Source organism: Sphingobium fluminis (assembly GCF_037723805.1).
GTDB lineage: Bacteria > Pseudomonadota > Alphaproteobacteria > Sphingomonadales > Sphingomonadaceae > Sphingobium.
Genome location: NZ_JBBJUK010000003.1, coordinates 328,808 through 349,853, shown reverse-complemented (window position 1 = coordinate 349,853; position 21,046 = coordinate 328,808). Strand labels below are relative to the sequence as shown.

Genomic DNA, 21,046 nt, shown 5'->3' with positions numbered 1-21,046 from the left:
ACGGGTCGCGCAAGGACTTCGGATGTATCTGCTGCAGGAGGCAGGCTGCGAGCATATCGGGCTGCGCCTATTTATCAAATCTTGCCGCCAACCCCGTTGACCCGCCTGCCCCGTCTGCCTATAGCGCGCCCTCACCGCAGGGCGTAAGCGCCCGTGGTTGCCCATGGGGCGGAGTAGCTCAGCTGGTTAGAGCGCGGGAATCATAATCCTGATGTCGGGGGTTCAAGTCCCTCCTCCGCTACCATCGAATAAAGGCTTTGACCTAAGCGAATATCCTGCAATTCATGTTCTGAATGCTGGACATGCCAAAGCAGCGGGCCTTACTCCATTTTCCGATTCAGCGATGATAGCTATCGCGATGCCATTCCGCCTGCCAAAACGCTCCGGATGCGGTAGCAATCCGTGGAGCGGTCATGGCAGTCGAAGAATTCAGCTTTCATATCGCGGATGACGTCATTCAGGACGTTCTCGACCGGGTTAGACGGTCGCGCTGGCCGCGCCGCCTGGGCGACGGTGGATGGGGCTTTGGCGTCAGTCATGATTTCATGCGTCGCTTCGTCGATTATTGGACCAACGACTATGACTGGCGCAAGACCGAGGCGGAGCTGAACCGCTGGCCGCAATTCCGCGCGGACATCGGCGATTGCAAGATCCATTTCTACCACGTCCGCGGCGAAGGCGACACGCCCCGCCCCCTGCTTTTGACCCATGGCTGGCCCGGCTCGGTCCTCGAATTTCTGCCGATGATCGATGCCCTGACGCATCCGTCGCGATATGGCGGCAACGTCAGCGACGCCTTCACCGTCGTCATTCCGTCCGCACCCGGTTTCGCCGCGTCGGAATTTCCCGATGGTCAGGCGATGGGACCCGTCATGACCGCCGATCTCTGGCGAACGCTGATGGTCGATATCCTGGGTTATGAACGGTTCGGCGTGCAGGGCGGCGATTTCGGCGCCATCGTGAACATTCAGATGGCTGAGCGCTTTCCGGCGCATGTCGTCGCCATGCATCTCAATCTCTTTCCCGTCGCCATGGGTCCGCAAGACCAGCTGAGCGCCGAGGAAGCCGCTTATGCCGAGCAATGCGGCGCGTTCGCCGCGAGGGAATTTGGGTATATGAATTTGCATGCCATCAAGCCCAACACGGTGGCTTTTGCCCTGGCAGACAATCCGCTGGGCACCGCCGCCTGGATCCTCGAGAAATTCCAGGTGTGGAGCGACAATGACGGCGACATTCTCGACGCTTTCACCCTCGACCAGCTGTGCGCGAATGTTTCGCTCTATGCCTTCACGGACACCATCGACACGTCGATCCGCTTCTATGAAGGCTTTGGTCGCGAGCTTGGCGGGATTTACCGCCCTTTCCACAAGACCGATGTCCCGACGGGACTGGCAATATTCCCGCGCGAACTGATCCCCGGCCGACCGCCGCGTAGCTGGGCCGAACGGCAATATGATATCCGCCGCTGGACGGAAATGCCGCGAGGCGGGCACTTCGCGGCGATGGAGCAACCCGATCTTCTGGTGGCCGACATCCAGGCCTTTTTCAGGGAATATCTATGATAACGGCGTTCAAACAGGGCAGCTGAATTCTTTCCCCCACTTGCAAGCTTCGCCAAACCGCGCCAATCACGCCCCTGAAAATGGGAGCAGGGCAAGCGGATGAGCTATTATGACGTTGTGATCGTGGGCGCGGGCCATGCCGGCGCGCAGGCGGCGATTTCGCTGCGCCAGTCGGGGTTCGAAGGATCGGTCGCGATGATCGGCGACGAAAAGGACCCGCCCTATGAGCGCCCGCCCTTGTCGAAGGAATATTTCGCCGGCGACAAGAGCTTCGACCGCATCCTCATTCGCCCGGCGTCCTTCTGGGAAGAGCGCAAGATCGACATGCTGCTCGGCCAGCGGGTCAGAAGCGTAGATTCCGAAGGCCATTTTGTGACGGTGGGCGACCGGGAAATCGGCTATGGCAAGCTGATCTGGTGCACCGGCGGCAATCCGCGCATGCTGACATGCAACGGCGCGGACGCGCCCAATGTCCACGGCGTGCGCCGCCGCGACGATGTCGACGCGATGATGGCCAAGATCGACAGTATCCACCATGTGACCGTGATCGGCGGCGGCTATATCGGGCTGGAGGCGGCGGCGGTGCTGTCGAAATTCGGCAAGAAGGTCGTGCTGCTCGAAGCGCTCGACCGGGTGCTGGCGCGGGTCGCGGGGGAACCGCTGTCGCGCTTTTACGAGGCGGAGCATCGCGCCCATGGCGTCGACCTGCGCACCGACGCCAAGATGGATTGCATCGAGGTGACGGATGGCCAGGCGACCGCGGTGCTGATGCAGGATGGCGAGCGCATAGAAACCGACATGGTGATCGTCGGCATCGGCATCATTCCCGAAACCGGCCCGCTGATCGCGGCGGGGGCGGTCGGCGGCAATGGCGTCGACGTGGACGAATATTGCCGCACATCCTTGCCCGACATCTATGCCGTGGGCGATTGCGCGGCGCATGAAAATCACTTCGCCCGTGGCGCGCGCATGCGGCTCGAATCAGTGCAGAACGCCAATGATCAGGCCAAGACCGCCGTGGCGCACATCATGGGCAAGGAAGACGCCTATCATGCCGTGCCCTGGTTCTGGTCGAACCAATATGATCTCAAGCTCCAGACCGTCGGCCTTTCGACCGGCTTCGATCAGACGATCGTGCGCGGCGATCCGGCGACGCGCAGCTTTTCGGTCATCTATCTGCGCGGTGGCAAGCTGCTCGCGCTCGACTGCGTCAACGCGGTGAAGGATTATGTTCAGGGCCGCGCGCATGTGATCTCGGGCGCGGCGCTGGATCAGGGGCAGCTGGCCGATGCGTCGGTGCCGCTGAAGGAAGTCGGGCTGGCCTGAGGCGCTGACCCTTCATGTCGTCCCTGCGGAGGCGGGGACGACGGTGAGAAAGGGATATCGGCTTTAGCAGGCGTGACGGCTAATTATCGCTATCACCGACGCATTTGTCTGAAGGCATCAGCCCCTGAACATCCCCTTGCCCGCCAACTCCCACGGCCCGGCGCGATAGTGCCAGGCGGCTAGCCCGGCTATGGCGAACGGCCGGGGAGAAAAATCCGCGTTCAGCCGCGCCGCGAGCGCTTTGGCCTCTTGCGGCGATACCTTGTTCTGTACCGTCACATGAAGGCGCGGCCGGGCCTGGTCCTGCGGCGTGAGCATGCCGGTGAAAGCGTGAGCGAGATCATCGCGCATCGCCATCAGCGCCGCGCTTTCGATCCGGTAGGCGACGCCCCGCCCCAGCAGCATGATCTCGGCCAGCCGGGCGGGCGGCGGCGGGCCAGCGCAGATCGAGCTGAGCCGCTGCGTCACCTCATCCAGCACCGACGGCGGCAGATGGTGGAACAGGGTGATGTGCGCGGGCAGCCTATTGCGTTCGGGCGGAAAATGCGCGCGGCGCAATCCGTCCGCCCAGGCGAAGTCCCCCGCGCCCATCAATGCGGTCACGATGATGGGCGCGGGGGTGGGGCGGTCAGCCAGCCGACTGCGCCTTCAGCCATTCGAGCACCGGCTCGGGCCGCGTTTCGCCATAGGGGTCGTCATCCTCGCCGACATCGTTGATTCCCGGTTCCTCGAACCAGGCCGCGACCTTGCCGTCGTCGACCACCATCGCATAGCGCCAGCTGCGGTCGCCGAAACCCAGATGATCCTTCTTGATCAGCATGCCCATGCGCCGGGTGAAGTCACCCGATCCATCGGGGAGCAATTTCACGTTCTTGACGCCCAGATGCTTGCCCCATTGATACATGACGAACGCGTCGTTGACGGCGATGCAATAGACGTCGTCGACGCCGAGCGCCCTGAAATCATCGTAGAAGCGCTCGAACGCGGGGCATTGTTCGGTCGAACAGGTCGGCGTGAAAGCGCCCGGCAGCGAGAATATCACCACGCGCTTGCCGCGGAACAGGTCGCCGGTCTGGACATCCTGCCAGCGGAACGGATTGGGGCCTTCGATGCTGTCGTCCCTCACGCGGGTCTTGAGCGTCACATCGGGTACGGAACGTCCCTGCATTACGGTCTCCTTGGGGGCTTCGCCGCGCCACTTCCGCGCGGCGGTCAAACTGTATATGGTCGGCATGGAGCGCACCCGCAACGGGACGCTTGCGGAGGGGAACGATCAATGCGGGTCACTCGATCCTTCATCGTCATCGGCATTATACTGCTTATATGGAACCTGATGGGCGTCGCCGCCTTCGTCATGCAATATGGCGCTGACCCTGGTCAGCTGGCGAAGACCGATCCCGATACGGCGCACGCCTTCGCCACGATGCCCAAATGGGCATGGGGCGCCTATGCCATCGCGGTGAGCGCCGGCACTTTGGGCGCGGTCGCGCTGTTGATGCGCAAGGCGGTCGCGGCGTCGCTGTTCCTGCTGTCGGTTATCGCCGTCCTCGTCCAGTTCGGCCATACGTTCCTCGGCACCGACCTGCTTGCCGCCAAGGGATGGTCGGTCGCGATCTTTCCCGCCTTCATCATTCTGATGGCGGTCGTGCAATGGCTGTATGCGCGGTCGATGGTGATCCGGCGGGTGTTGCGATAGGGATTATAATTCCCCGCGCGCGCGCCTGATTTCGAACCATTTGCGCACATTTTCATTATGCTGCTGATAGGTGTCGGCGAAGATGTGGCCGCCCTTGCCGTCGGCGACGAAGTAGAGCGCTTTCGTGGGCGCCGGGTGCAGCACAGCGAGGATCGACAGGCTGCCGGGATTGGCGATCGGCCCCTTGGGCAGGCCGACCATTGCATAGGTGTTATAATCGTTGACGGCTGCGATCTCCGATTTGCGGATTCGCCGGCCGAGCGGCTTGCCGCGCGTGATCGGATAGATGATCGTCGGGTCCGCCTGAAGCATCATATTGGTCCGCAGCCGGTTGCCATAGACGCCAGCGACCATCGGCCGCTCCTTGCCGAGCGCGGTTTCCTTTTCGACGATGCTGGCGAGGATGATCGCCTCGCGCGGGGTTTTGGCGACCGTGTCGGGCGCGCGTTCGGCCCACATCCGCGCCAGCAGCTTCGTCATCGCGGCCTGCATGCGCCCGAGCACGGCGGCGCGCTTTTCGCCCTTGTCGAAGGCATAGCTGTCGGGCAGCACACTGCCTTCCTCGGGCACCGCAATGTCGCCGGTCAGTTCATCATTCGCCATCAGCCGCTCGTAGACGAGGATCGACGGCATGCCCTCGGGGATGGTGACGAGGCGGGACAGCGTCCTGCCGCCCTGAAGAATGACCAGAATGTCGCGGTTGCTCGCACCCTTGGGAATGACGAACTCGCCGGCCTTGATCGAGGTGCCCGACCCGAGAAATTTCGCGCGGGTCAGGAAGGCGTCGGCGGAACGGACTGCGCCGGAACGCTTGAGCAGCACGGCGGCGTCGCTCAGCGTCGATCCTTCGGGCACCACCAGCGTAATTTCGCGCGGGGCAGGTCCCGCTTCGGTCCAGCCATGAACGAAGCGGAAGCCGATAAAGGCCATGACGGCGAGGCCGAGCGCCAGGATGATGAGGCCGGTCCGGCGCATGGAGGCTAGATCAGTTTCCCTGGGATCGAGCGCCCCACCTTCAGATCGCGCGCATGATGAGGGAGGCGTTGGTGCCGCCGAAGCCGAAGCTGTTGTTCAGCACCGCGCGCACCTTGCGCTCCTTGGCGACGTGCGGGACGAGATCGACGCCCAGGCAGCTCTCGCTCGGATTGTCGAGGTTGAGCGTTGGCGGCACGATGCTGTCGCGCATCGCGAGGATGCAGAAGATGCTCTCCACCGCGCCAGCGCCACCCAGCAAATGGCCGATCGCCGATTTGGTCGAGCTCATCGACATATTGCCGAGCTGGTCCCCGAACAGCCGCCGCACCGCGCCCAGCTCCAGCTCGTCGCCGAGCGGCGTCGAGGTGCCGTGGGCGTTCACATAGTCGATATCCTCAAGCGCGAGGCCCGATTTCTTGAGCGCCATCTGCATCGAGCGGAACGCGCCCGATCCTTCGGGATGGGGCGCGGTGACGTGATAGGCGTCGCCGGACAGGCCATAGCCCAGCACCTCGGCATAGATTTTCGCGCCGCGCGCCTTGGCCCGCTCATATTCCTCCAGCACGACGACGCCCGCGCCCTCACCCATGACGAAGCCGTCGCGCGCGGTATCATAGGGGCGGCTCGCGCGTTCGGGCGAATCGTTGAAATTGGTCGACAGCGCACGCGCCTGCGAGAAGCCGGCGATGCCGATCGGGCAGATCGCGCTTTCCGCGCCGCCCGCCAGCATGACGTCGGCATCGTCCATCGCGATCATCCGCGCGGCGTCGCCGATCGAATGCGCGCCGGTCGAACAGGCAGTGACGACGGCGTGGTTCGGCCCCATCAGGCCATATTTGATCGAGACCTGACCCGAAATCAGGTTGATCAGCCGGCCGTGGACGAAATGCGGCGAAACGCGGCTCGGGCCCTTATTGGCCAGCACCAGCGATTCGCTTTCGATGCCCGGCAGGCCGCCGATGCCCGACCCGATCGAACAGCCGGCGCGCAGCCGCTCTTCCTCGGTCATGTCGAGCAGGCCTGCGTCCCGCAGCGCCTCGCTCGCCGCCGCGATGCCGAACACGATGAACAGGTCGACCTGGCGCTGGACTTTATGGTCGACCTCAAGATTGGGATCGAAGCCATATTCATGGGTGGCCGGCTTCACTTCGCAGGCGATGCGGCATTTATAGTCGGTGGGATCGAACCGCGTAATCGTCGCCGCGCCGGATTTCGACGCGATGATGTTCTTCCATGTGGTTTCGACATCCCCGCCCAGCGGGCTCACCATGCCAAGGCCGGTTACGACGACGCGACGCATATCCTTGCTCCGAACTATCAATTGGCTCGCGCCGTGCCTTAACGTCTTCCGACGCTCTTGTCGAAACGACAGGCAGACTGGCCGCGCGCCAGATACGAAAAAGCTCCCCTTGCGTCCGGACGGGCCGGATCAGGAGAGCCGATTCACTTGGGCAGTCTGCGGCCCGCGCCTGGCCGGGCGGGCCGCCAAACGCCTTACTGCTTGCTGTCGATATAGTCGATCGCATCCTTGACGGTCGCGATCTTTTCCGCCGCATCGTCAGGAATTTCGACGCCGAATTCCTCTTCGAAGGCCATCACGAGCTCGACGATGTCGAGGCTGTCCGCGCCCAGATCGTCGATGAAGCTTGCATCCTCCGTCACCTTTTCGGCTTCGACGCCCAGATGCTCGACGACGATTTTCTTAACGCGATCCGCGGTCTCACTCATGAGTGGTCCTTTTTCTTGGGTATCGTGGTTGGTATGAATAGCTGTTAAGGCAAAGCCCTAGTGCCAAGCCCCGATAGAGGCAAGAGGCAAGGCAGCCAAGCCCCTTCATTCGAGGCCAAAACGCCGATGCGCAAGGCGTCCCGAGGGCGGCTTTACCGAAATTTCAGCATCAGCGGGCAATAAAGCGCGATGACATCGCTTCCGTTCCCCGATCGCTTCCTCACCCGCGCCCGCATCCGCCTGACCGCCGCGCTGGTGCTGGCGGCGACGGTGATCGGCCTGCTGACCCTGTTCGCCATGGCCCATGGCACGGTGGATTCGCTTGGCCGGCCGCTCGGCACCGATTTTTCCAACGTCTGGACCGCCGGATGGATGGCCGATCATGGCCGGGCCACGCTGGCATGGGACTGGCCGGCGCAGCATGAGGTGCAAAAGGCGATCCATCACGACCGCGCCATTCCCTTTTATGGCTGGCATTATCCGCCGCCTTTCCTGATCATCGCGACCCTGCTCGCGCAATTTCCCTATGTCGTCGCGCTGCTGATCTGGCAGGGGCTGACGCTGGCGCTGGCGCTGGCGCTGGTACGGACCATCCTGCCGAACGATCGGGACGCTGTGCTGGTGGCGCTGGGCGCGCCGGTGGTGCTGGTGTGCCTTGGCCATGGGCAGAATGCGTTCATGACCGCCAGCCTGCTGGGCGGCGGCATGTTGCTGCTGGACCGGCGGCCGTGGATCGCGGGGATGCTGCTGGGCGCGCTCGTCTACAAACCGCAATTCGCGGTGCTGATCCCGGTCGTGATCGCGGCGCGCGGTAATGGCCGCGCCTTTCTGTCCGCCGGACTCACCGTGGCGGCGCTTTGCCTCGTTACGCTCGCCATCTGGGGCTGGCCGGTTTGGCAGGCCTTTTTCGATTCGTTGCCGCTGACCAAGCATATCATCATCGAAAATGGCGCGACGGGCTGGGAAAAGATCCAGAGCCCGTTCGCGGCGATCCGCCAGTGGGGCGGATCGATCCCCGCCGCCTACGCCGCCCAGTCGGCGGTGACGGCGCTGACGGTCATCGCGGCCGGACTGGTCGCGCGGCGCGGATCGATGGAGGTACGCGGCGCGGCAGCGCTGGCCGCCGCCCTGCTCTGCACCCCCTATGTGCTCGACTATGATTTCGTGCTGCTCGGCATTGCGATCGCCTTCATGGCGGCGGATATCGCCAGGCGCGGCGCGCTGCGGTGGGAGGCCAGTTGGCTTGCCTATGCCTGGATGGCCCCGCTGTTCGGGCGCGCATTGTCGGCGCTCATTCATGTTCCCGTGAACCTGATCGCCGCGATCGCGGTGCTGGCGCTCGCGGCGCGGCGGGCGGGATTGTTCGACCGTGCCTTCGACTATCCGGCGATCAGGCGGTTGATCCCCGCCTGAGCGAATGCGCCGGCGGCCATTTGGCGATGCGCGCGGCAGCCTGTGTGCGATAAAAGCATTCGTCATCCCCGCGCAGGCGGGGACCCAACTTGCCTCGGGCACAGCGTGCGTCGGTCCTAAGACGACAGCGCCCAGCGGCCACATGGGTCCCCGCCTGCGCGGGGACGACGATGCAGGGGCATGAGTTCAGTGGGTCGATCGATCGTCCGAATCCTTACGCCGCCTGCGCCGCCTCGTCGCTCACCGGCAGGCGGATCAGATAATCGAAGGCGGACAGCGCCGCCGTCGATCCAGCGCCCATCGCGATGACGATCTGCTTATAGGGCACGATCGTGCAGTCGCCCGCCGCGAAGATGCCGGGCTGGCTGGTTTCGCCGCGCGCGTCGATCTCGATCTCGCCGCGCGGCGACAGGGCGACCGCATCCTTGAGCCATTCGGTGTTGGGCACGAGGCCGATCTGAACGAAAATCCCTTCCAGTTCGACATCATGCTCGGTCCCGTGATTGCGATCCTTGTAGGACAGACTCGTGACCCGCTCGCCATCGCCCTCGACCTTCGTCGTCAGCGCCGAGGTGATGATGCGCACATTGGGCAGGCTGGCGAGCTTGCGCTGGAGCACCGCGTCGGCACGCAACTGGCTGTCGAATTCGATCAGCGTCACATGGGCGACGATGCCGGCGAGATCGATCGCCGCCTCGACGCCGCTATTGCCGCCGCCGATCACCGCGACGCGCTTGCCCTTGAACAGCGGGCCGTCGCAATGCGGGCAATAGGCGACGCCCTTGTTGCGATATTCGTCTTCGCCGGGGACGCCCATCTGCCGCCAGCGCGCGCCGGTGGACAGGATCACGGTGCGCCCTTTAAGCGACGCACCATTTTCCAGCACGACTTCATGATAGCCGCCCTCGCTCTTGGCAGGGATCAGCGTCGCCGCCTTTTGCAGGTTCATGATCTCGACATCATAGTCGCGGACATGGGCTTCGAGCGCGGACGCCAGTTTGGGGCCTTCGGTGCGGCTCACGGAGACGAAATTCTCGATATCCATCGTGTCGAGCACCTGTCCGCCGAAGCGTTCGGCCGCGACGCCGGTACGGATGCCCTTGCGCGCCGCGTAAATGGCCGACGCCGCGCCGGCGGGACCGCCGCCGATCACCAGCACCTCGAACGGGTCCTGGCCCTTGATCTTTTCCGCCGCGCGCGCTTCCGCGCCGCTGTCGATTTTGGCGACGATCTGTTCCAGTTCCATGCGGCCCTGGCCGAAAGGTTCGCCGTTCAGGAAGATGGTCGGCACCGCCATGACCTTGCGCGCGTCGACCTCGTCCTTGAACAGGGCGCCGTCGATCGCGACGTGGCTGATGCGGGGGTTGAGCACGCTCATCAGGTTGAGCGCCTGCACGACATCCGGGCAATTCTGGCACGACAGCGAGAAATAGGTTTCGAAGGCGAAATCGCCGTCCAGCCCCTTGATCTGCTCGATCAGTTCCTGCGCGGCCTTGGACGGATGACCGCCCACTTGCAGCAGGGCGAGCACAAGCGACGTGAATTCATGCCCCATGGGCAACCCTGCGAACCGCACGCCGATATCGGTGCCGGCGCGGCGGATCATGAAGCTTGGGGTGCGCCTGTCATGGCCGGGAACGACTGAAACCTTGTCCGACAGGGCGGCGATCTCGTCGAGCAGCCCGCCCAGTTCCTTCGATTTTACGTCATCACCCAGCGCGGCGACCAGTTCGATCGGCTCGCGGATGTTGACCAGATAGGCCTTGAGCTGCTGCGTCAGATTGGCGTCGAGCATGGGAGAAAGTCCTCAAAGCGATTTCACTCGGAAATCGCGACAATCAAAAGCTGTAGATACAAATATGGCCCGGGGCGGAGTCAGTTCCACCCCGAGCCACTTTGCGACCCGCTAGTAGAACGGTTTAGATCTTGCCGACGAGGTCGAGCGAAGGCGCGAGCGTGGCTTCGCCCTCTTCCCACTTCGCCGGGCAAACTTCGCCCGGATGGCTCGTCCAATATTGCAGCGCCTTGATCTTGCGCAGCAGTTCGGCGGCGTTGCGGCCGACACCTTCCGGCGTGATTTCAACGAGCTGGATCACGCCTTGCGGATCGAGAACGAAGGTGCCGCGGTCGGCGAGGCCGACGCCTTCGCGCAGGACGCCGAACTGGTTGGAGATGTCGTGATTCTGGTCGCCCAGCATATAATAGTTGATCTTGCTGATCGCAGGCGACGTGTCATGCCAGGCCTTGTGGCTGAAATGCGTGTCGGTCGAGACCGAATAGACCTCTACGCCCAGACCCTGAAGGGTAGGATAGATATCGGCCAGATCTTCAAGCTCGGTCGGGCAGACGAAAGTGAAATCGGCGGGGTAAAAGAAGAAAACCGCCCACTTTCCCTTCACGTCGGCATCGGTGACGTCGACAAACTTGCCTTCCTTGAACGCGGTCGCCTTGAAGGGTTTGAGCGGCGTGTTGATGATGGCCATGGGCTTTGCGATCCTTGAGTGGCTGCTGTTGAAGCGTCTATCTAGGGATGGGATCGTCACAGGGGAAATTGGTTTTCTGGCATTTACAGAGTGAGAAAATCGATCAGGCCATCAGGCACTGGTCGATGCCGTCACCCCGGCCGTCCCGATCACCTGCAACATCCAATGATCCACCATCGCCTGGGCAGCCGGCGCGCCGAAGGATGAAGGGTCGAGGCATAGCTCCAGCCACAGGCCATCGACCAGCGCGGTAAGCGAAATGGCCGCCAGCCTGACTTCACCTTTTTTCAACGTCGGTGCGGCTTCGTGCAGCAATGCTTCCATCTGCGCGCGCGACGCGGCGTAGATTTCGGCGTGGGCGGTGGCGATATTTTCGCTGCTTTTGACCAGGCTCCAGAAACAAATCCATGTCGCCAGCAGATCCGGGTCGAGCACCGGCGGCTGGAAATTCGCCATCAGCAGCGCGCGCAACCGGTCGCGCGGGTCCGGCCCGGCGGCGGCGACTGCCTGATCCATCGCCCGCGAAACCCGCAAGCCGACGTCGCGATAGGTTGCGAGGATGATTGCGTCGAGACCATCGAAATAATGCGTCAACAGCCCCGAAGAGACGCCCGCCGCGCCGCAGATCGCCCGCACCGTCGTGCCGCCCACACCCTTTTCGGCAAGGCAGCGCGCCGTCGCGTCGATCAGCGCCTGCCGACGCACATCGGCGGTTTCCCGTACAAATCTTGTTCTCACTTCCGCCGTCCGCTGCCTCTCCTGTAGCGCCGCATCATGCGAGGCGGCGACGCGGCTGGCAAGCGTGGCGGGCGTCGACGGATCGAAGCTGCGCCGCTGTCCGTTCGTCTCCTGCAACGGCAGGAGCCAAACATATGACGCGAACCCGACCCATGACCCTGATCCTGAGTGCAATGCTGTGTTCCGGCATCGTGGGGTGCGGCAGACCGGATGATCAGCGGAGCGCCGAGAATATAGCGGTCCAGACGCCCAGCAGCGAACCTGTCGAGGACAACAGGTCGCCGGGCAACGCCGGCATGGATGCGCCAGTGCCGCCGACCGGTTCATGGGTCGGTCGCTGGACCGGGCCGGAAGGGCTGTTCCTCGACATTCGGCCCGCGCCGAACGGGAAAGCCGGTCATTATGCGTTGATCAACAAGGATACACTGGATCGGCAGGGCGATTATAGCGGCGTCGCCCAGGGCACAACGATCCGCTTCATGCGCGACGGCAAGGATATGACCATCCGTCCGGGCAGCGGCGCGGAAACCGGGTTCAAATATCTGGCCGGGAAAAGCGACTGCCTGATTATCGTGCCGGGTCAGGAGGGCTATTGCCGCTGAGGGATCGCGCCGCTGCCCTGATGCTGCCCATACCGAGGCCGTCGCGCGTGACTGGGTTGGCCCACCGTCCTTCGGACGATCGCAGAAAGCAAAATGGGGGCCGGCATTGCTGCCGGTCCCCACTTCCGTCGGACTTCGATCCGCGTTCCTTTTGGGTACGCGATCATCCTGTCCGGCGTGGCGAATGCATGGCCCGAAAGGTCGCTGCATCACGCTGGCTTCGGGTCGTTGGCGCATGGCCTTCGTGCCCGTTGCCGACTCTTGAACTGAAAGCCCGACGTTCACTTTCGCGCGTACCCGGCATCCTCTTCAAGAGGGCGATCCGGCAGCTTCCTCGCCCTTGCAGGCGGTGTTACTGACCGAACCTCGAAAAGACGTCCAAACCTCTGATTTCTCTTTGATTTTTCTGGCTTTGGATCACTCCGCCGCCTGTCTTTCCGATAGATTGATGGTCTCACCATCTGCGAGTCGCGCAAAGCGAAATCGGACGTTTCCAAGACAGCGATGCATCAAATCTGTGGATAACTTTTCAGCGAGCGACATGGTCGCGGCCTATGCCGTCATCGCGGCGGCGACCAACCGGCCGGCGCCAGGTCGAACCCGGCAAATTCGAAGCCCGGAACGACGGTGCAGCCGACCAGCGTCCACCCGTTGACGGGCGATGCAGCCTGCCACGCATGAGCGGGCACCAGCGCCTGCGGCCGCTCGCCGGCGGCGATGTCCATGCCGAGACGAATATGGCGGGTCATGGCACCTTCCACCGCGACCGAGAGAGCCAACGGCGCACCGCCATGCCAGAACCAATATTCGTCGCCGTCGACGCGATGCCAGTGCGATCGCTGATTCGCTTCAAGCAGGAACAAAATGGCCGTGCCCCGCGCCCGTCCGCCCTCGCCGGGGTCGGCGCGCCATGTCTCCCTGAACCAGCCGCCTTCGGGATGAGGCGACAAGGCCAGCGCCTCGATCACCGCCCGAGCATCCTGGCCGTTCATCGTCATCGCCAAATTCCCTTAAAAATAACGCTCATTTTCCAGTCATTTACCCTGTTGTCTCAGGTTCATGCAACTTCGATCAAATAGGGAGTGTTCAACCGCTTGCTACGCTGTCTGAGGAGATAATCATGCGTAAATCCATTCTGGCCCTCGTGGCCATCTCGCTGGCCGTTCCCGCATCGATGGCGGTGCCGATCGAAGGGGCGCAGGCGCGCAAACATCATCGGTACAAGGAATGGCGCGGGAATGACGGCCGCACCTATTGCCGGCGCTCGAACGGCACCACGGGGCTGATCATCGGTGGCGTTGGCGGCGCGCTCGCCGGCCGGGCGATCGATACGCGCGGCGACCGCGCTACGGGCACGATCCTGGGCGCGGCTGGCGGCGCTTTGCTGGGCCGCGAGATCGACCGCGGCGGTAGCCGTCGCTGCCGCTAAAGACAGGCGATGACGAAAAAGGGCGGCCCTCCTGCGAGGACCGCCCTTTTTCATGGCTCGTCAAAACGATTATTGGGCAGCGCCGCGCGCTTCCTCGACATTGAATGCAACCGGCTTGCCACCCGAATTGCCGGCAACCCTGCCATTCTTGACCGAGAGGTTGAAAGCGACCGCGTCGGGATAGCGACGGCCCGAAATCACCTGACCGGTCTTGGTGTCCTTCACCTGATACACATAGGTGTAGCCTTCGTGCGAGAAGCGCTGCTTGGCGGCATCTTCGGCATGGGCGGGCGTGATGGCGGCGATGGCGCTCAGAGCGCCGGCAACAATGAACTTAGACAGCATTCGCATGGGTTTTCTCCTTGTGAATGCCGATCAAACACCTCTGTAGCGATTTTCTTCTGTTGCAGTCCGTCTATGCTGCGGCGCGGCAGAACGACAATCGCAAAACACGGTCGAGCGATTGCAGTTTGCGCAACCAGCCGCGCTGACCGCTTCAACCCTTTGATTTGCTGACGATATGCTTGAATTCCGCTTCCGTAAGCGGAGCTACCGACAGGCGCGATTGTCGCAGCATGATCATCCCGGCCAGCGCGGGATCAGCTTTCATGGCCTTGAGCGTGACAGGCTTGTCCAGTTTTTCATGCGGCGCAACATGAACCGATATCCATTTGCCGGAATCGTCGGTGCTGTCCTGCTCCGCTTCCTCCACGATTTCCATGATGCCGACGGCCTCAAGACCGATATTGCTGTGGTAGAAAAAGGCGAGGTCGCCCTTGCGCATCGCCTTCATATGCTGTTGGGCGGCGTGGCTGCGCACCCCGTCCCACTCGGCCTTCCCCTTTTTGACCAGATCGTCATAGGAAAAGACATCGGGTTCCGATTTCATCAGCCAGTAGTTCATCGGCACGTCTTGCATCAGCAGCACGGGCCGATCAAGGATGCGCAGCCGGCCAGTTGTCGTCATCGGAGATAGGACATGTCGCAGTCGGTGCTGGATGAGGTTCCCGTCCTGTCCATGGCGGACATGCCAAAGGCAGCGTTCGCCGCCGCGCTGGGCGGCTCCTTCGAACGGTTCGGCTTCGCCATGGTGCGCGACCATGGCATGGATCAGCGGCTGGTCGATGATGGCTGGGCGCTTGCCCGGCGCTTCTTCGCCCTGCCCGAAGAAGTAAAACAGCTCCATGATGCGGCCGGCAATGGCGGGCAGCGTGGCTATACCGCCTTCGGACGGGAAATCGCCAAGGGCGCGCGGGAAAACGACCTCAAGGAATTCTGGCATATCGGGCGCGACCTGCCGACTGGCGATCCGCTGCGAGCGACGATGCTGCCCAACATCTGGCCGGACGCGCTGCCGGCATTCCGGCCCGTTTTCACCCGGCTGTTCGCCGAATTCGACCGCGTCGGCGCAAGGCTGCTATCGGCGATCGCGCTGTATCTCGGGCTGGACGAACTATGGTTCGACGGGCCCACTCATAACGGCAATTCGATCCTGCGCCTGCTCCACTATTCCCCGGTCTCGGCGCAGGCCCCCGGCGTCCGCGCCGGGGCGCATGAGGATATCAACCTCATCACCCTGTTGCTGGGCGCCGAGGAAGGCGGGCTGGAACTGAAGGACCGCAACGGCGACTGGCTGCCTGTGGTGCCGCCGCCGGGCGCGCTCGCGATCAATGTGGGCGACATGCTCCAGCGCCTGACCAATTACCGCCTGCCATCCACCAGTCACCGCGTCGTCAACCCCCCGCCCGAAAGACGCGGATTTGCGCGCTATTCCATGCCCTTCTTCCTGCACCTGCGACCCGATTTCGTGATCGACGCGCTGCCGCAATGCGGGGACGCCCGACATCCGCGCCGCGATCCGCCGATCAGGGCGCATGATTATCTGATGGAAAGGCTGACGCAGATCGGGCTTGTCGACAAGACATAGGCCGACCCTATTTCCGCCACCGCCCCATGGTTATGCCGATGTCCTCACCCCGCTCGCTCAGCGCCAGCTTGACGATCTTCACCTCGACCTGAAGCACCTTGTCGTCCTGAAGGAAGATGGTGTCGATGATGTGATCCGCGACCGCCTCGATCAGCGTAAAATGCCGGCCTTCTGGCAGGGCTGTGGTCGCGGCATGTTTGAGGTCCATATAATTTTTGGATCGGGACAGCGGCGTTTCGGGATCATAATGATCCGCGATCCTGAGCCGGGCGCTGATCGAGATGCGCAGCGGCTGCGGAAGATGCGTTTCCTCCGAATAGATGCCGGTCAGCACGTCGACATGCAGATCCTTGACCTCCAGGTTGAGAAAATCGTCCAGTCTGCTGTCCATCGATCCGCCATGCCGAGCCGCTCCTTGGCTCGAACGAGCGGCCGGAACCTGTTTTCATTTCGTGGGTCAGGCGCTACAGCCCGCCGCTTCCGGCGCGGTCCATGCGCCTTTGAAGGCGGATCGGCAAGACGTGTCAGTGATTGTGCCCCTCGATTCCCAGCCGGAACAGGCGATCGAACATCTGCTCGACGCCGCGTTCGGGGCCGACCGGCATGGCCGTACCGCCTATCTGATTCGCGCCGGCATGGCCTGGCTACCGGCTTTATCCTTCGGCATCGTGGCAGAGGATGGAGCGCTGGTCGCTTCGCTGCAAAGCTGGCCCGTCGCGCTCCATCCAACCGAGGGCGGACCGTTGCCGCTCATCATGGTCGGGCCGGTGGCGGTCGCGCCGGCGCTCCAGCGCGGTGGCCATGGCCGGGCGTTGATGGACGCGGTGGTCGCCGCCGCGCGCCGCGAGGCGAGCGACCCGCTGATGATGATCGGCGACCCCGAATATTATGGCCGCTTCTGGGGCTTTTCTGCCGAAGGCACCGGCCAGTGGGCAGCGCCGGGGCCGTTCGAGCCGCGCCGCCTGCTCGCCTTGTCGGTCGATGGTCGCCCGATCGGCGGCGCCGGCATGCTTGGCCCCCGAATAACCGCCTCGGCCTGAATTCCCTTTTGCCTTCGGGCGCGAGCGATCCTATCTCCGCTCCATGCCGATGGACCCCATTCCCGACCTTGCCACCCTATCGCTGGCCGACATCGCGCGCCTCGTCTCTGAAAAGCGCCTGCCGCCGGTGGAAAAATGGAACCCGGCCCATTGCGGCGACAGCGAGATGCGGATCGCCCGCGACGGCACCTGGTTTCATCAGGGTTCGCCGATCGGGCGCGAGGCGATGGTGCGCCTGTTTTCCACCATATTGCGGCGGGAAGAGGATGGCGGGTTCGTCCTGGTCACGCCGGTCGAGAAATTGTCGATCGAGGTCGAGGATGCCCCCTTCGTCGCGGTCGAACTCAAGAGCGAGGGCGAAGGCCGTAATCGCACGCTCGCTTTCCGCCTGAACACCGGCGACATCGTGCCGGCGGGGGCGGAGAATGCGCTCAGCATCCGCGAAGGCGCGGACGGCCCCCATCCCTATCTTCATGTCCGCAAGGGGCTGGAGGCGCTGGTCGCGCGCAGCGTCTATTATGAAATGATGAACCTGGCGCTCGACCAGGGTACAGAGCCGGTTGGCCTGTGGAGCCACGGGACATTCTTCCCGCTGGACGGGTCGGCGTGACGCTGGCCGAGCGGCTGCGCGCCGCGTTGATCGAAGGCCATCGGCGCGAAGAGACACTGGTGCCGAGCGAAGTGCGCGACCCGCGCATCGTCGACGATTCGCCGCTCGCCCCGGCGGCCGTGCTGGTCGCGATCACCGATCGCGCCGAACCCGGCCTCATCCTGACCCAAAGGTCGGCGGCGCTGCGCAAACATGCCGGACAGGTCGCCTTTCCCGGCGGCCGGGTCGATGCCGGCGACGCCGACGAGATCGCGGGCGCCTTAAGGGAAGCGCAGGAGGAAATCGGCCTGCCGCCGCATGTCGTCGACATCATCGGCACGTCCGATCGCTATCACACCTTCACCGGCTTCGACATCGTGCCGGTGCTGGGCGTCATTCCACCCGATCTGCCGCTGGTGCCGCAGGAAAGCGAGGTCGCCGACTGGTTCGAAGTGCCGCTTGCCTTTGCCCTCGACCCGGCAAATCGGGTGCAGCGCAGCGCTGTCGTGGACGGGATCGTCCGTCATTATTACGATATTCAATGGCGCGATCGCCGCATCTGGGGCGTGACCGCCGCCATCCTCGCCAATCTTTCGCGCCGCCTGGGTCATGATCGACTGCTTGCCTGAAGCGCCCTGGCGGCAACGGCCGGGGCTGGACGCCCTGCTCGACGCGATCGGCGCGCGGGCGGGGCTGGCACGGTTTGTCGGCGGCGCGGTGCGCGACGGGCTGCTCGGCCTGCCCGTCAACGATCTCGACATCGCGACCGTATTGGAACCGCAGGCGATCATCGAGCGGCTGGAGGCGGCGGGCATCAAGGCCGTGCCGACCGGCATCGCGCACGGCACCGTGACGGCGGTGATTTCAGGCTGGCCGGTGGAGATCACCACCCTGCGCCGCGATGTCGCGACCGATGGCCGGCGCGCGACGATCGCCTATACGGACGACTGGCGCGAGGATGCCGCCCGCCGCGACTTCACGATCAACGCGCTCTACGCCGATCCCGCGACCGGCGCGATCACCGATTATTTCGGCGGGGTCGCCGACCTACGCGATCATCTGGTGCGCTTCATCGGCGACGCCCACGCCCGCATCGCCGAGGATCATCTGCGCATTCTTCGCTATTTCCGCTTCCTCGCCCGCTATGGCGACGACATTCCCGACGAAATGGCGTTCACCGCATGCCGCGCCGCAGCCGGCAGCCTGATGACGCTGTCGCGCGAACGGATCGCGGACGAATTGCTCAAACTGCTCGCCGTGCCTTCCCCGCTTGCGGCGCTGCGCCTGATGATCGAGGGCGGCATCCTCAAGCCGGTACTGCCGGAGATCGACGAGACGGGCTGGGAGCGGCTCGCACAGCTTATGACCCGCGAGGCCGAAGCGGGCGTCTCCTCCGTCCCGCTCCGTCGCCTCGCCGCCCTGCTGCCGCCCGATCCGCGCATCGCCGAACAGGTCGGCGCGCGCCTGAAGCTGTCGAACAAGGCGCGCAAACGACTGGCGCTGGCGCTCGCCGATCCGCCGGGGCCGGAGCCGATCCGGGCGCTCGCCTATCGCATCGGCGTCGAGGGGGCGACCGACCGCCTGCTCCTGTCGGCGACCGACGAAGCGGCGCTTGCGGACTTGCAGGGCTGGACCCCGCCTGCCTTCCCGATCAGCGGTGGCGCGCTCATCGCGCGCGGATTGCCGCCCGGCCCGGACGTGGCGAAGGCGCTTGGGCAGGTGCAGGACATCTGGATCGCAGAAGGCTTTCCGGACGAAAGCCGGGTTGCCAGGATCGCCGATCAGATCGTTTCGAAATTCCAGCGCGCGCGCCAGTAATCAAACGCCTTGGCCTCGCTCATCGGCTTGGCGAAATAATAGCCCTGCCCCTGCCAGCAACCCATGCTTTGCAACGCATGCGCCAGTTGCTGAGTCTCGATTCCTTCGGCGGTGACGTGCAGACCCAGCGATTCGGCGAGCGACAATATGGTGCGGACGATCACCGCCTTGTCGCGATCCTCAAGCATCGACGATACGAAACTGCGGTCGATCTTCAATATGTCGATCGGCAGGCTGTGCAGGCTCGCGAGGTTGGAAAAGCCGGTCCCGAAATCGTCCATCGCGATCGGCATCTGCAAATCCTTGAGAGCGTTCAGCAATTTACGCGCCTTGTCGGGGTCGGCGATGATCGCGCTCTCGGTGATTTCGGCCGTCAGCCTTTTGCCCGCGATCCCCGAATAGCGCAGTGCTTCCTCGAACATTGATGCGACATCGTCGCGCGCCATCTGGATGGGCGACAGGTTCACATTGACGCCGACCGGCAGCGGCTGGCCGAATTTCAAATCCCAGCGGCTAAGCGCCTGCGCCGCTTCATAGGCGGCCCAGCGCCCGAGCGACGTGATGAGACCGCTTTCTTCGGCGACCGCGATGAATTCGACGGGTGGCACCTTGCCCAGATCCGGGTCGTCCCAGCGCGCCAGCGCCTCGAAGCCCGTGACTTCGCCCGACTGGAGATGGATGAGCGGCTGATAGGCCAGCGTCAAATGACCCTGCGACAGCGCGTCGCGCAGCCGGCTTTCGATCGAAAAACGCCGCTGCGCCTCCTTGAGCACGCCATTGCGATAGATTTCGACCTTGCCGCTATGTTTGGCGATTTTAACCGCCGCCTGCGCCTTGCGCACGACATCGTCCGGATCGTCACCCAGGCTCGTCGACAAGGCGCAGCCGATCGCGCAGTCGACCCGGATTTGCAGATCGCTGAGGCGGATGGGCTGGTCCAGCGCGTCCTTGATCCGCTGGACGATATGAAGAGCATCAGACAAGCCATTGTTCAGACGAGCAAAAATCGCGAAGTCATTGCCGCCGATGCGCGCGAGCACGTCACCCTGCCGCAGACTGGACTTGAGCCGCTTGGCGACGGTGATCAGCAGTTCGTCGCCGGCCATCGGCCCCAGCGATTCATTGACCCGGCTGAACCGGCTCAGATCGATCGCGATGATCCCGAAGCGGGCATTTTCGGGCCAGGACGAATTGGCGAGGCGATCGTCAATCTCTTCACCAAAGCCGGTCCGGTTGGGCAAGGCCGTGAGGCCGTCGGACAAAAGTTCGCGCCGGAGATTCTTCTCGATCGTGCGCTCGCTCGTCCGGTCGACCGCCGTTACCAGATATTGTTCGGACTGATCGGCTGAGGCGCGCAGGCGGCCGATGGTGCAGAGAAAAAATTCAGGCCCCAATTTTCCATCACGGCGGGATTCGAAGCTCACCGAATCGCTGTCCGTGGCAACGAATGCCTCCAGCCGCTTGCGCCAGTCCGGCCCCGAGGTCAGCAGCACATTATTATTGGCGATATCCGCCTCGAACCGGCGCAGAAACGCCTCATTGACCTGGCGAACGATTATATCGTTGTTTTCATAGCTTAAGATCGCCGCAGCCTGTGACAGAGCGGCCAGCCAGTCGACCGCGCCGTGCATGAGCGAGGGACGCGGTTCATCGATCCCTGTTTGGGGGTCACAGCTCTCTCGTTCGGCTGGCCCGTCTCGAACCGACATGGATTCCATGC

At 63.5% G+C, this 21,046-nt stretch carries 24 protein-coding genes and 1 tRNA gene; 12 read left to right on the top strand and 13 right to left on the bottom strand.

The window, feature by feature from the left end:
- Positions 1-167 precede the first annotated feature (167 nt).
- From WG907_RS11050 to WG907_RS11040, 3 genes are all read left to right on the top strand, one after another.
- Positions 168-244, top strand: a tRNA-Met gene (locus WG907_RS11050).
- Between the two features lie 169 nt (positions 245-413).
- A complete protein-coding gene (locus tag WG907_RS11045; protein ID WP_340232820.1) occupies positions 414-1,562 on the top strand; it encodes an epoxide hydrolase family protein in 1,149 nt (382 codons plus the stop codon).
- 99 nt (positions 1,563-1,661) lie between these two features.
- A complete protein-coding gene (locus WG907_RS11040; protein ID WP_340232819.1) occupies positions 1,662-2,888 on the top strand; it encodes an NAD(P)/FAD-dependent oxidoreductase in 1,227 nt (408 codons plus the stop codon).
- Between the two features lie 117 nt (positions 2,889-3,005).
- Here WG907_RS11040 and WG907_RS11035 read toward each other — a convergent pair whose 3' ends face one another.
- Positions 3,006-3,479 carry a 2'-5' RNA ligase family protein gene (locus tag WG907_RS11035; protein ID WP_340233053.1) on the bottom strand — a complete coding sequence of 158 codons (474 nt, stop codon included), beginning with the start codon at positions 3,477-3,479 and terminating at the stop codon, positions 3,006-3,008.
- A 37-nt stretch (positions 3,480-3,516) separates the two neighbouring features.
- Positions 3,517-4,056, bottom strand: a complete 540-nt coding sequence (locus tag WG907_RS11030; RefSeq protein WP_340232818.1) for a peroxiredoxin — start codon at positions 4,054-4,056, stop codon at positions 3,517-3,519.
- 108 nt (positions 4,057-4,164) lie between these two features.
- On the opposite strand from WG907_RS11030, the gene WG907_RS11025 reads away from it, so the two are divergent.
- Positions 4,165-4,584 carry a sugar transporter gene (locus WG907_RS11025; protein WP_340232817.1) on the top strand — a complete coding sequence of 140 codons (420 nt, stop codon included), beginning with the start codon at positions 4,165-4,167 and terminating at the stop codon, positions 4,582-4,584.
- A gap of 3 nt (positions 4,585-4,587) precedes the next feature.
- On the opposite strand, the gene mltG is transcribed toward WG907_RS11025, so the two are convergent.
- From mltG to WG907_RS11010, 3 genes are all read right to left on the bottom strand, one after another.
- Positions 4,588-5,559, bottom strand: coding sequence for an endolytic transglycosylase MltG (gene mltG, locus WG907_RS11020; RefSeq protein ID WP_340232816.1), 972 nt, complete (start codon positions 5,557-5,559; stop codon positions 4,588-4,590).
- A gap of 40 nt (positions 5,560-5,599) precedes the next feature.
- On the bottom strand, positions 5,600-6,859 hold the full coding sequence (fabF, locus tag WG907_RS11015) for a beta-ketoacyl-ACP synthase II (protein WP_340232815.1): 1,260 nt from the start codon (positions 6,857-6,859) through the stop codon (positions 5,600-5,602).
- 194 nt (positions 6,860-7,053) lie between these two features.
- Positions 7,054-7,287 (bottom strand): acyl carrier protein, encoded by a 234-nt coding sequence (locus WG907_RS11010; protein WP_007689016.1) that lies wholly within the window; start codon positions 7,285-7,287, stop codon positions 7,054-7,056.
- Between the two features lie 189 nt (positions 7,288-7,476).
- Here WG907_RS11010 and WG907_RS11005 point away from each other — a divergent pair, with 189 nt between their 5' ends.
- Positions 7,477-8,700, top strand: coding sequence for a glycosyltransferase family 87 protein (locus WG907_RS11005; RefSeq protein ID WP_340232814.1), 1,224 nt, complete (start codon positions 7,477-7,479; stop codon positions 8,698-8,700).
- Positions 8,701-8,914: 214 nt separating this feature from the next.
- Here the strand turns inward: WG907_RS11005 and ahpF are convergent, their stop codons facing one another.
- From ahpF to betI, 3 genes are all read right to left on the bottom strand, one after another.
- Entirely contained in the window at positions 8,915-10,495 is a 1,581-nt protein-coding gene (ahpF, locus tag WG907_RS11000) for an alkyl hydroperoxide reductase subunit F (protein ID WP_340232813.1), read from the bottom strand.
- A gap of 124 nt (positions 10,496-10,619) precedes the next feature.
- Positions 10,620-11,183, bottom strand: coding sequence for an alkyl hydroperoxide reductase subunit C (gene ahpC / locus WG907_RS10995; protein WP_340232812.1), 564 nt, complete (start codon positions 11,181-11,183; stop codon positions 10,620-10,622).
- A 111-nt stretch (positions 11,184-11,294) separates the two neighbouring features.
- Positions 11,295-11,921, bottom strand: coding sequence for a transcriptional regulator BetI (gene betI, locus WG907_RS10990; RefSeq protein WP_340233051.1), 627 nt, complete (start codon positions 11,919-11,921; stop codon positions 11,295-11,297).
- A 134-nt stretch (positions 11,922-12,055) separates the two neighbouring features.
- Between betI and WG907_RS10985 the strand changes: the two genes are divergently transcribed.
- Positions 12,056-12,523: a hypothetical protein gene (locus WG907_RS10985; protein ID WP_340232811.1), complete on the top strand. Its 468-nt coding sequence runs from the start codon at positions 12,056-12,058 to the stop codon at positions 12,521-12,523.
- Between the two features lie 560 nt (positions 12,524-13,083).
- On the opposite strand, the gene WG907_RS10980 is transcribed toward WG907_RS10985, so the two are convergent.
- The gene (locus WG907_RS10980; protein ID WP_340233049.1) at positions 13,084-13,515 is read right to left on the bottom strand and encodes a cupin domain-containing protein; all 432 of its coding nucleotides are present in this window, start codon (positions 13,513-13,515) and stop codon (positions 13,084-13,086) included.
- 128 nt (positions 13,516-13,643) lie between these two features.
- On the opposite strand from WG907_RS10980, the gene WG907_RS10975 reads away from it, so the two are divergent.
- Positions 13,644-13,952 carry a glycine zipper 2TM domain-containing protein gene (locus WG907_RS10975; RefSeq protein ID WP_340232810.1) on the top strand — a complete coding sequence of 103 codons (309 nt, stop codon included), beginning with the start codon at positions 13,644-13,646 and terminating at the stop codon, positions 13,950-13,952.
- A gap of 69 nt (positions 13,953-14,021) precedes the next feature.
- Here the strand turns inward: WG907_RS10975 and WG907_RS10970 are convergent, their stop codons facing one another.
- A complete protein-coding gene (locus tag WG907_RS10970) occupies positions 14,022-14,297 on the bottom strand; it encodes a hypothetical protein (RefSeq protein WP_340233047.1) in 276 nt (91 codons plus the stop codon).
- Positions 14,298-14,448: 151 nt separating this feature from the next.
- On the bottom strand, positions 14,449-14,856 hold the full coding sequence (locus tag WG907_RS10965; protein ID WP_340233046.1) for an EVE domain-containing protein: 408 nt from the start codon (positions 14,854-14,856) through the stop codon (positions 14,449-14,451).
- A gap of 75 nt (positions 14,857-14,931) precedes the next feature.
- On the opposite strand from WG907_RS10965, the gene WG907_RS10960 reads away from it, so the two are divergent.
- Entirely contained in the window at positions 14,932-15,879 is a 948-nt protein-coding gene (locus WG907_RS10960) for an isopenicillin N synthase family dioxygenase (RefSeq protein ID WP_340232809.1), read from the top strand.
- Between the two features lie 7 nt (positions 15,880-15,886).
- Here the strand turns inward: WG907_RS10960 and WG907_RS10955 are convergent, their stop codons facing one another.
- Complete coding sequence (locus WG907_RS10955) at positions 15,887-16,270, bottom strand: dihydroneopterin aldolase (RefSeq protein ID WP_340232808.1); 384 nt, start codon at positions 16,268-16,270, stop codon at positions 15,887-15,889.
- Positions 16,271-16,400: 130 nt separating this feature from the next.
- Between WG907_RS10955 and WG907_RS10950 the strand changes: the two genes are divergently transcribed.
- The 4 genes from WG907_RS10950 to WG907_RS10935 are packed head-to-tail and all read left to right on the top strand — an operon-like array spanning position 16,401 to position 19,326.
- Positions 16,401-16,919: a GNAT family N-acetyltransferase gene (locus WG907_RS10950; RefSeq protein WP_340232807.1), complete on the top strand. Its 519-nt coding sequence runs from the start codon at positions 16,401-16,403 to the stop codon at positions 16,917-16,919.
- A gap of 43 nt (positions 16,920-16,962) precedes the next feature.
- Positions 16,963-17,529, top strand: coding sequence for a DUF1285 domain-containing protein (locus WG907_RS10945; protein ID WP_340232806.1), 567 nt, complete (start codon positions 16,963-16,965; stop codon positions 17,527-17,529).
- Positions 17,526-18,137: a CoA pyrophosphatase gene (locus tag WG907_RS10940; protein ID WP_340232805.1), complete on the top strand. Its 612-nt coding sequence runs from the start codon at positions 17,526-17,528 to the stop codon at positions 18,135-18,137. The genes WG907_RS10945 and WG907_RS10940 overlap by 4 nt, the downstream gene beginning before the upstream one ends.
- Positions 18,118-19,326 (top strand): CCA tRNA nucleotidyltransferase, encoded by a 1,209-nt coding sequence (locus WG907_RS10935; protein ID WP_340232804.1) that lies wholly within the window; start codon positions 18,118-18,120, stop codon positions 19,324-19,326. The genes WG907_RS10940 and WG907_RS10935 overlap by 20 nt, the downstream gene beginning before the upstream one ends.
- Here the strand turns inward: WG907_RS10935 and WG907_RS10930 are convergent.
- On the bottom strand, positions 19,290-21,044 hold the full coding sequence (locus WG907_RS10930; RefSeq protein ID WP_340232803.1) for a putative bifunctional diguanylate cyclase/phosphodiesterase: 1,755 nt from the start codon (positions 21,042-21,044) through the stop codon (positions 19,290-19,292). The genes WG907_RS10935 and WG907_RS10930 overlap by 37 nt on opposite strands.
- Positions 21,045-21,046 lie beyond the last annotated feature (2 nt).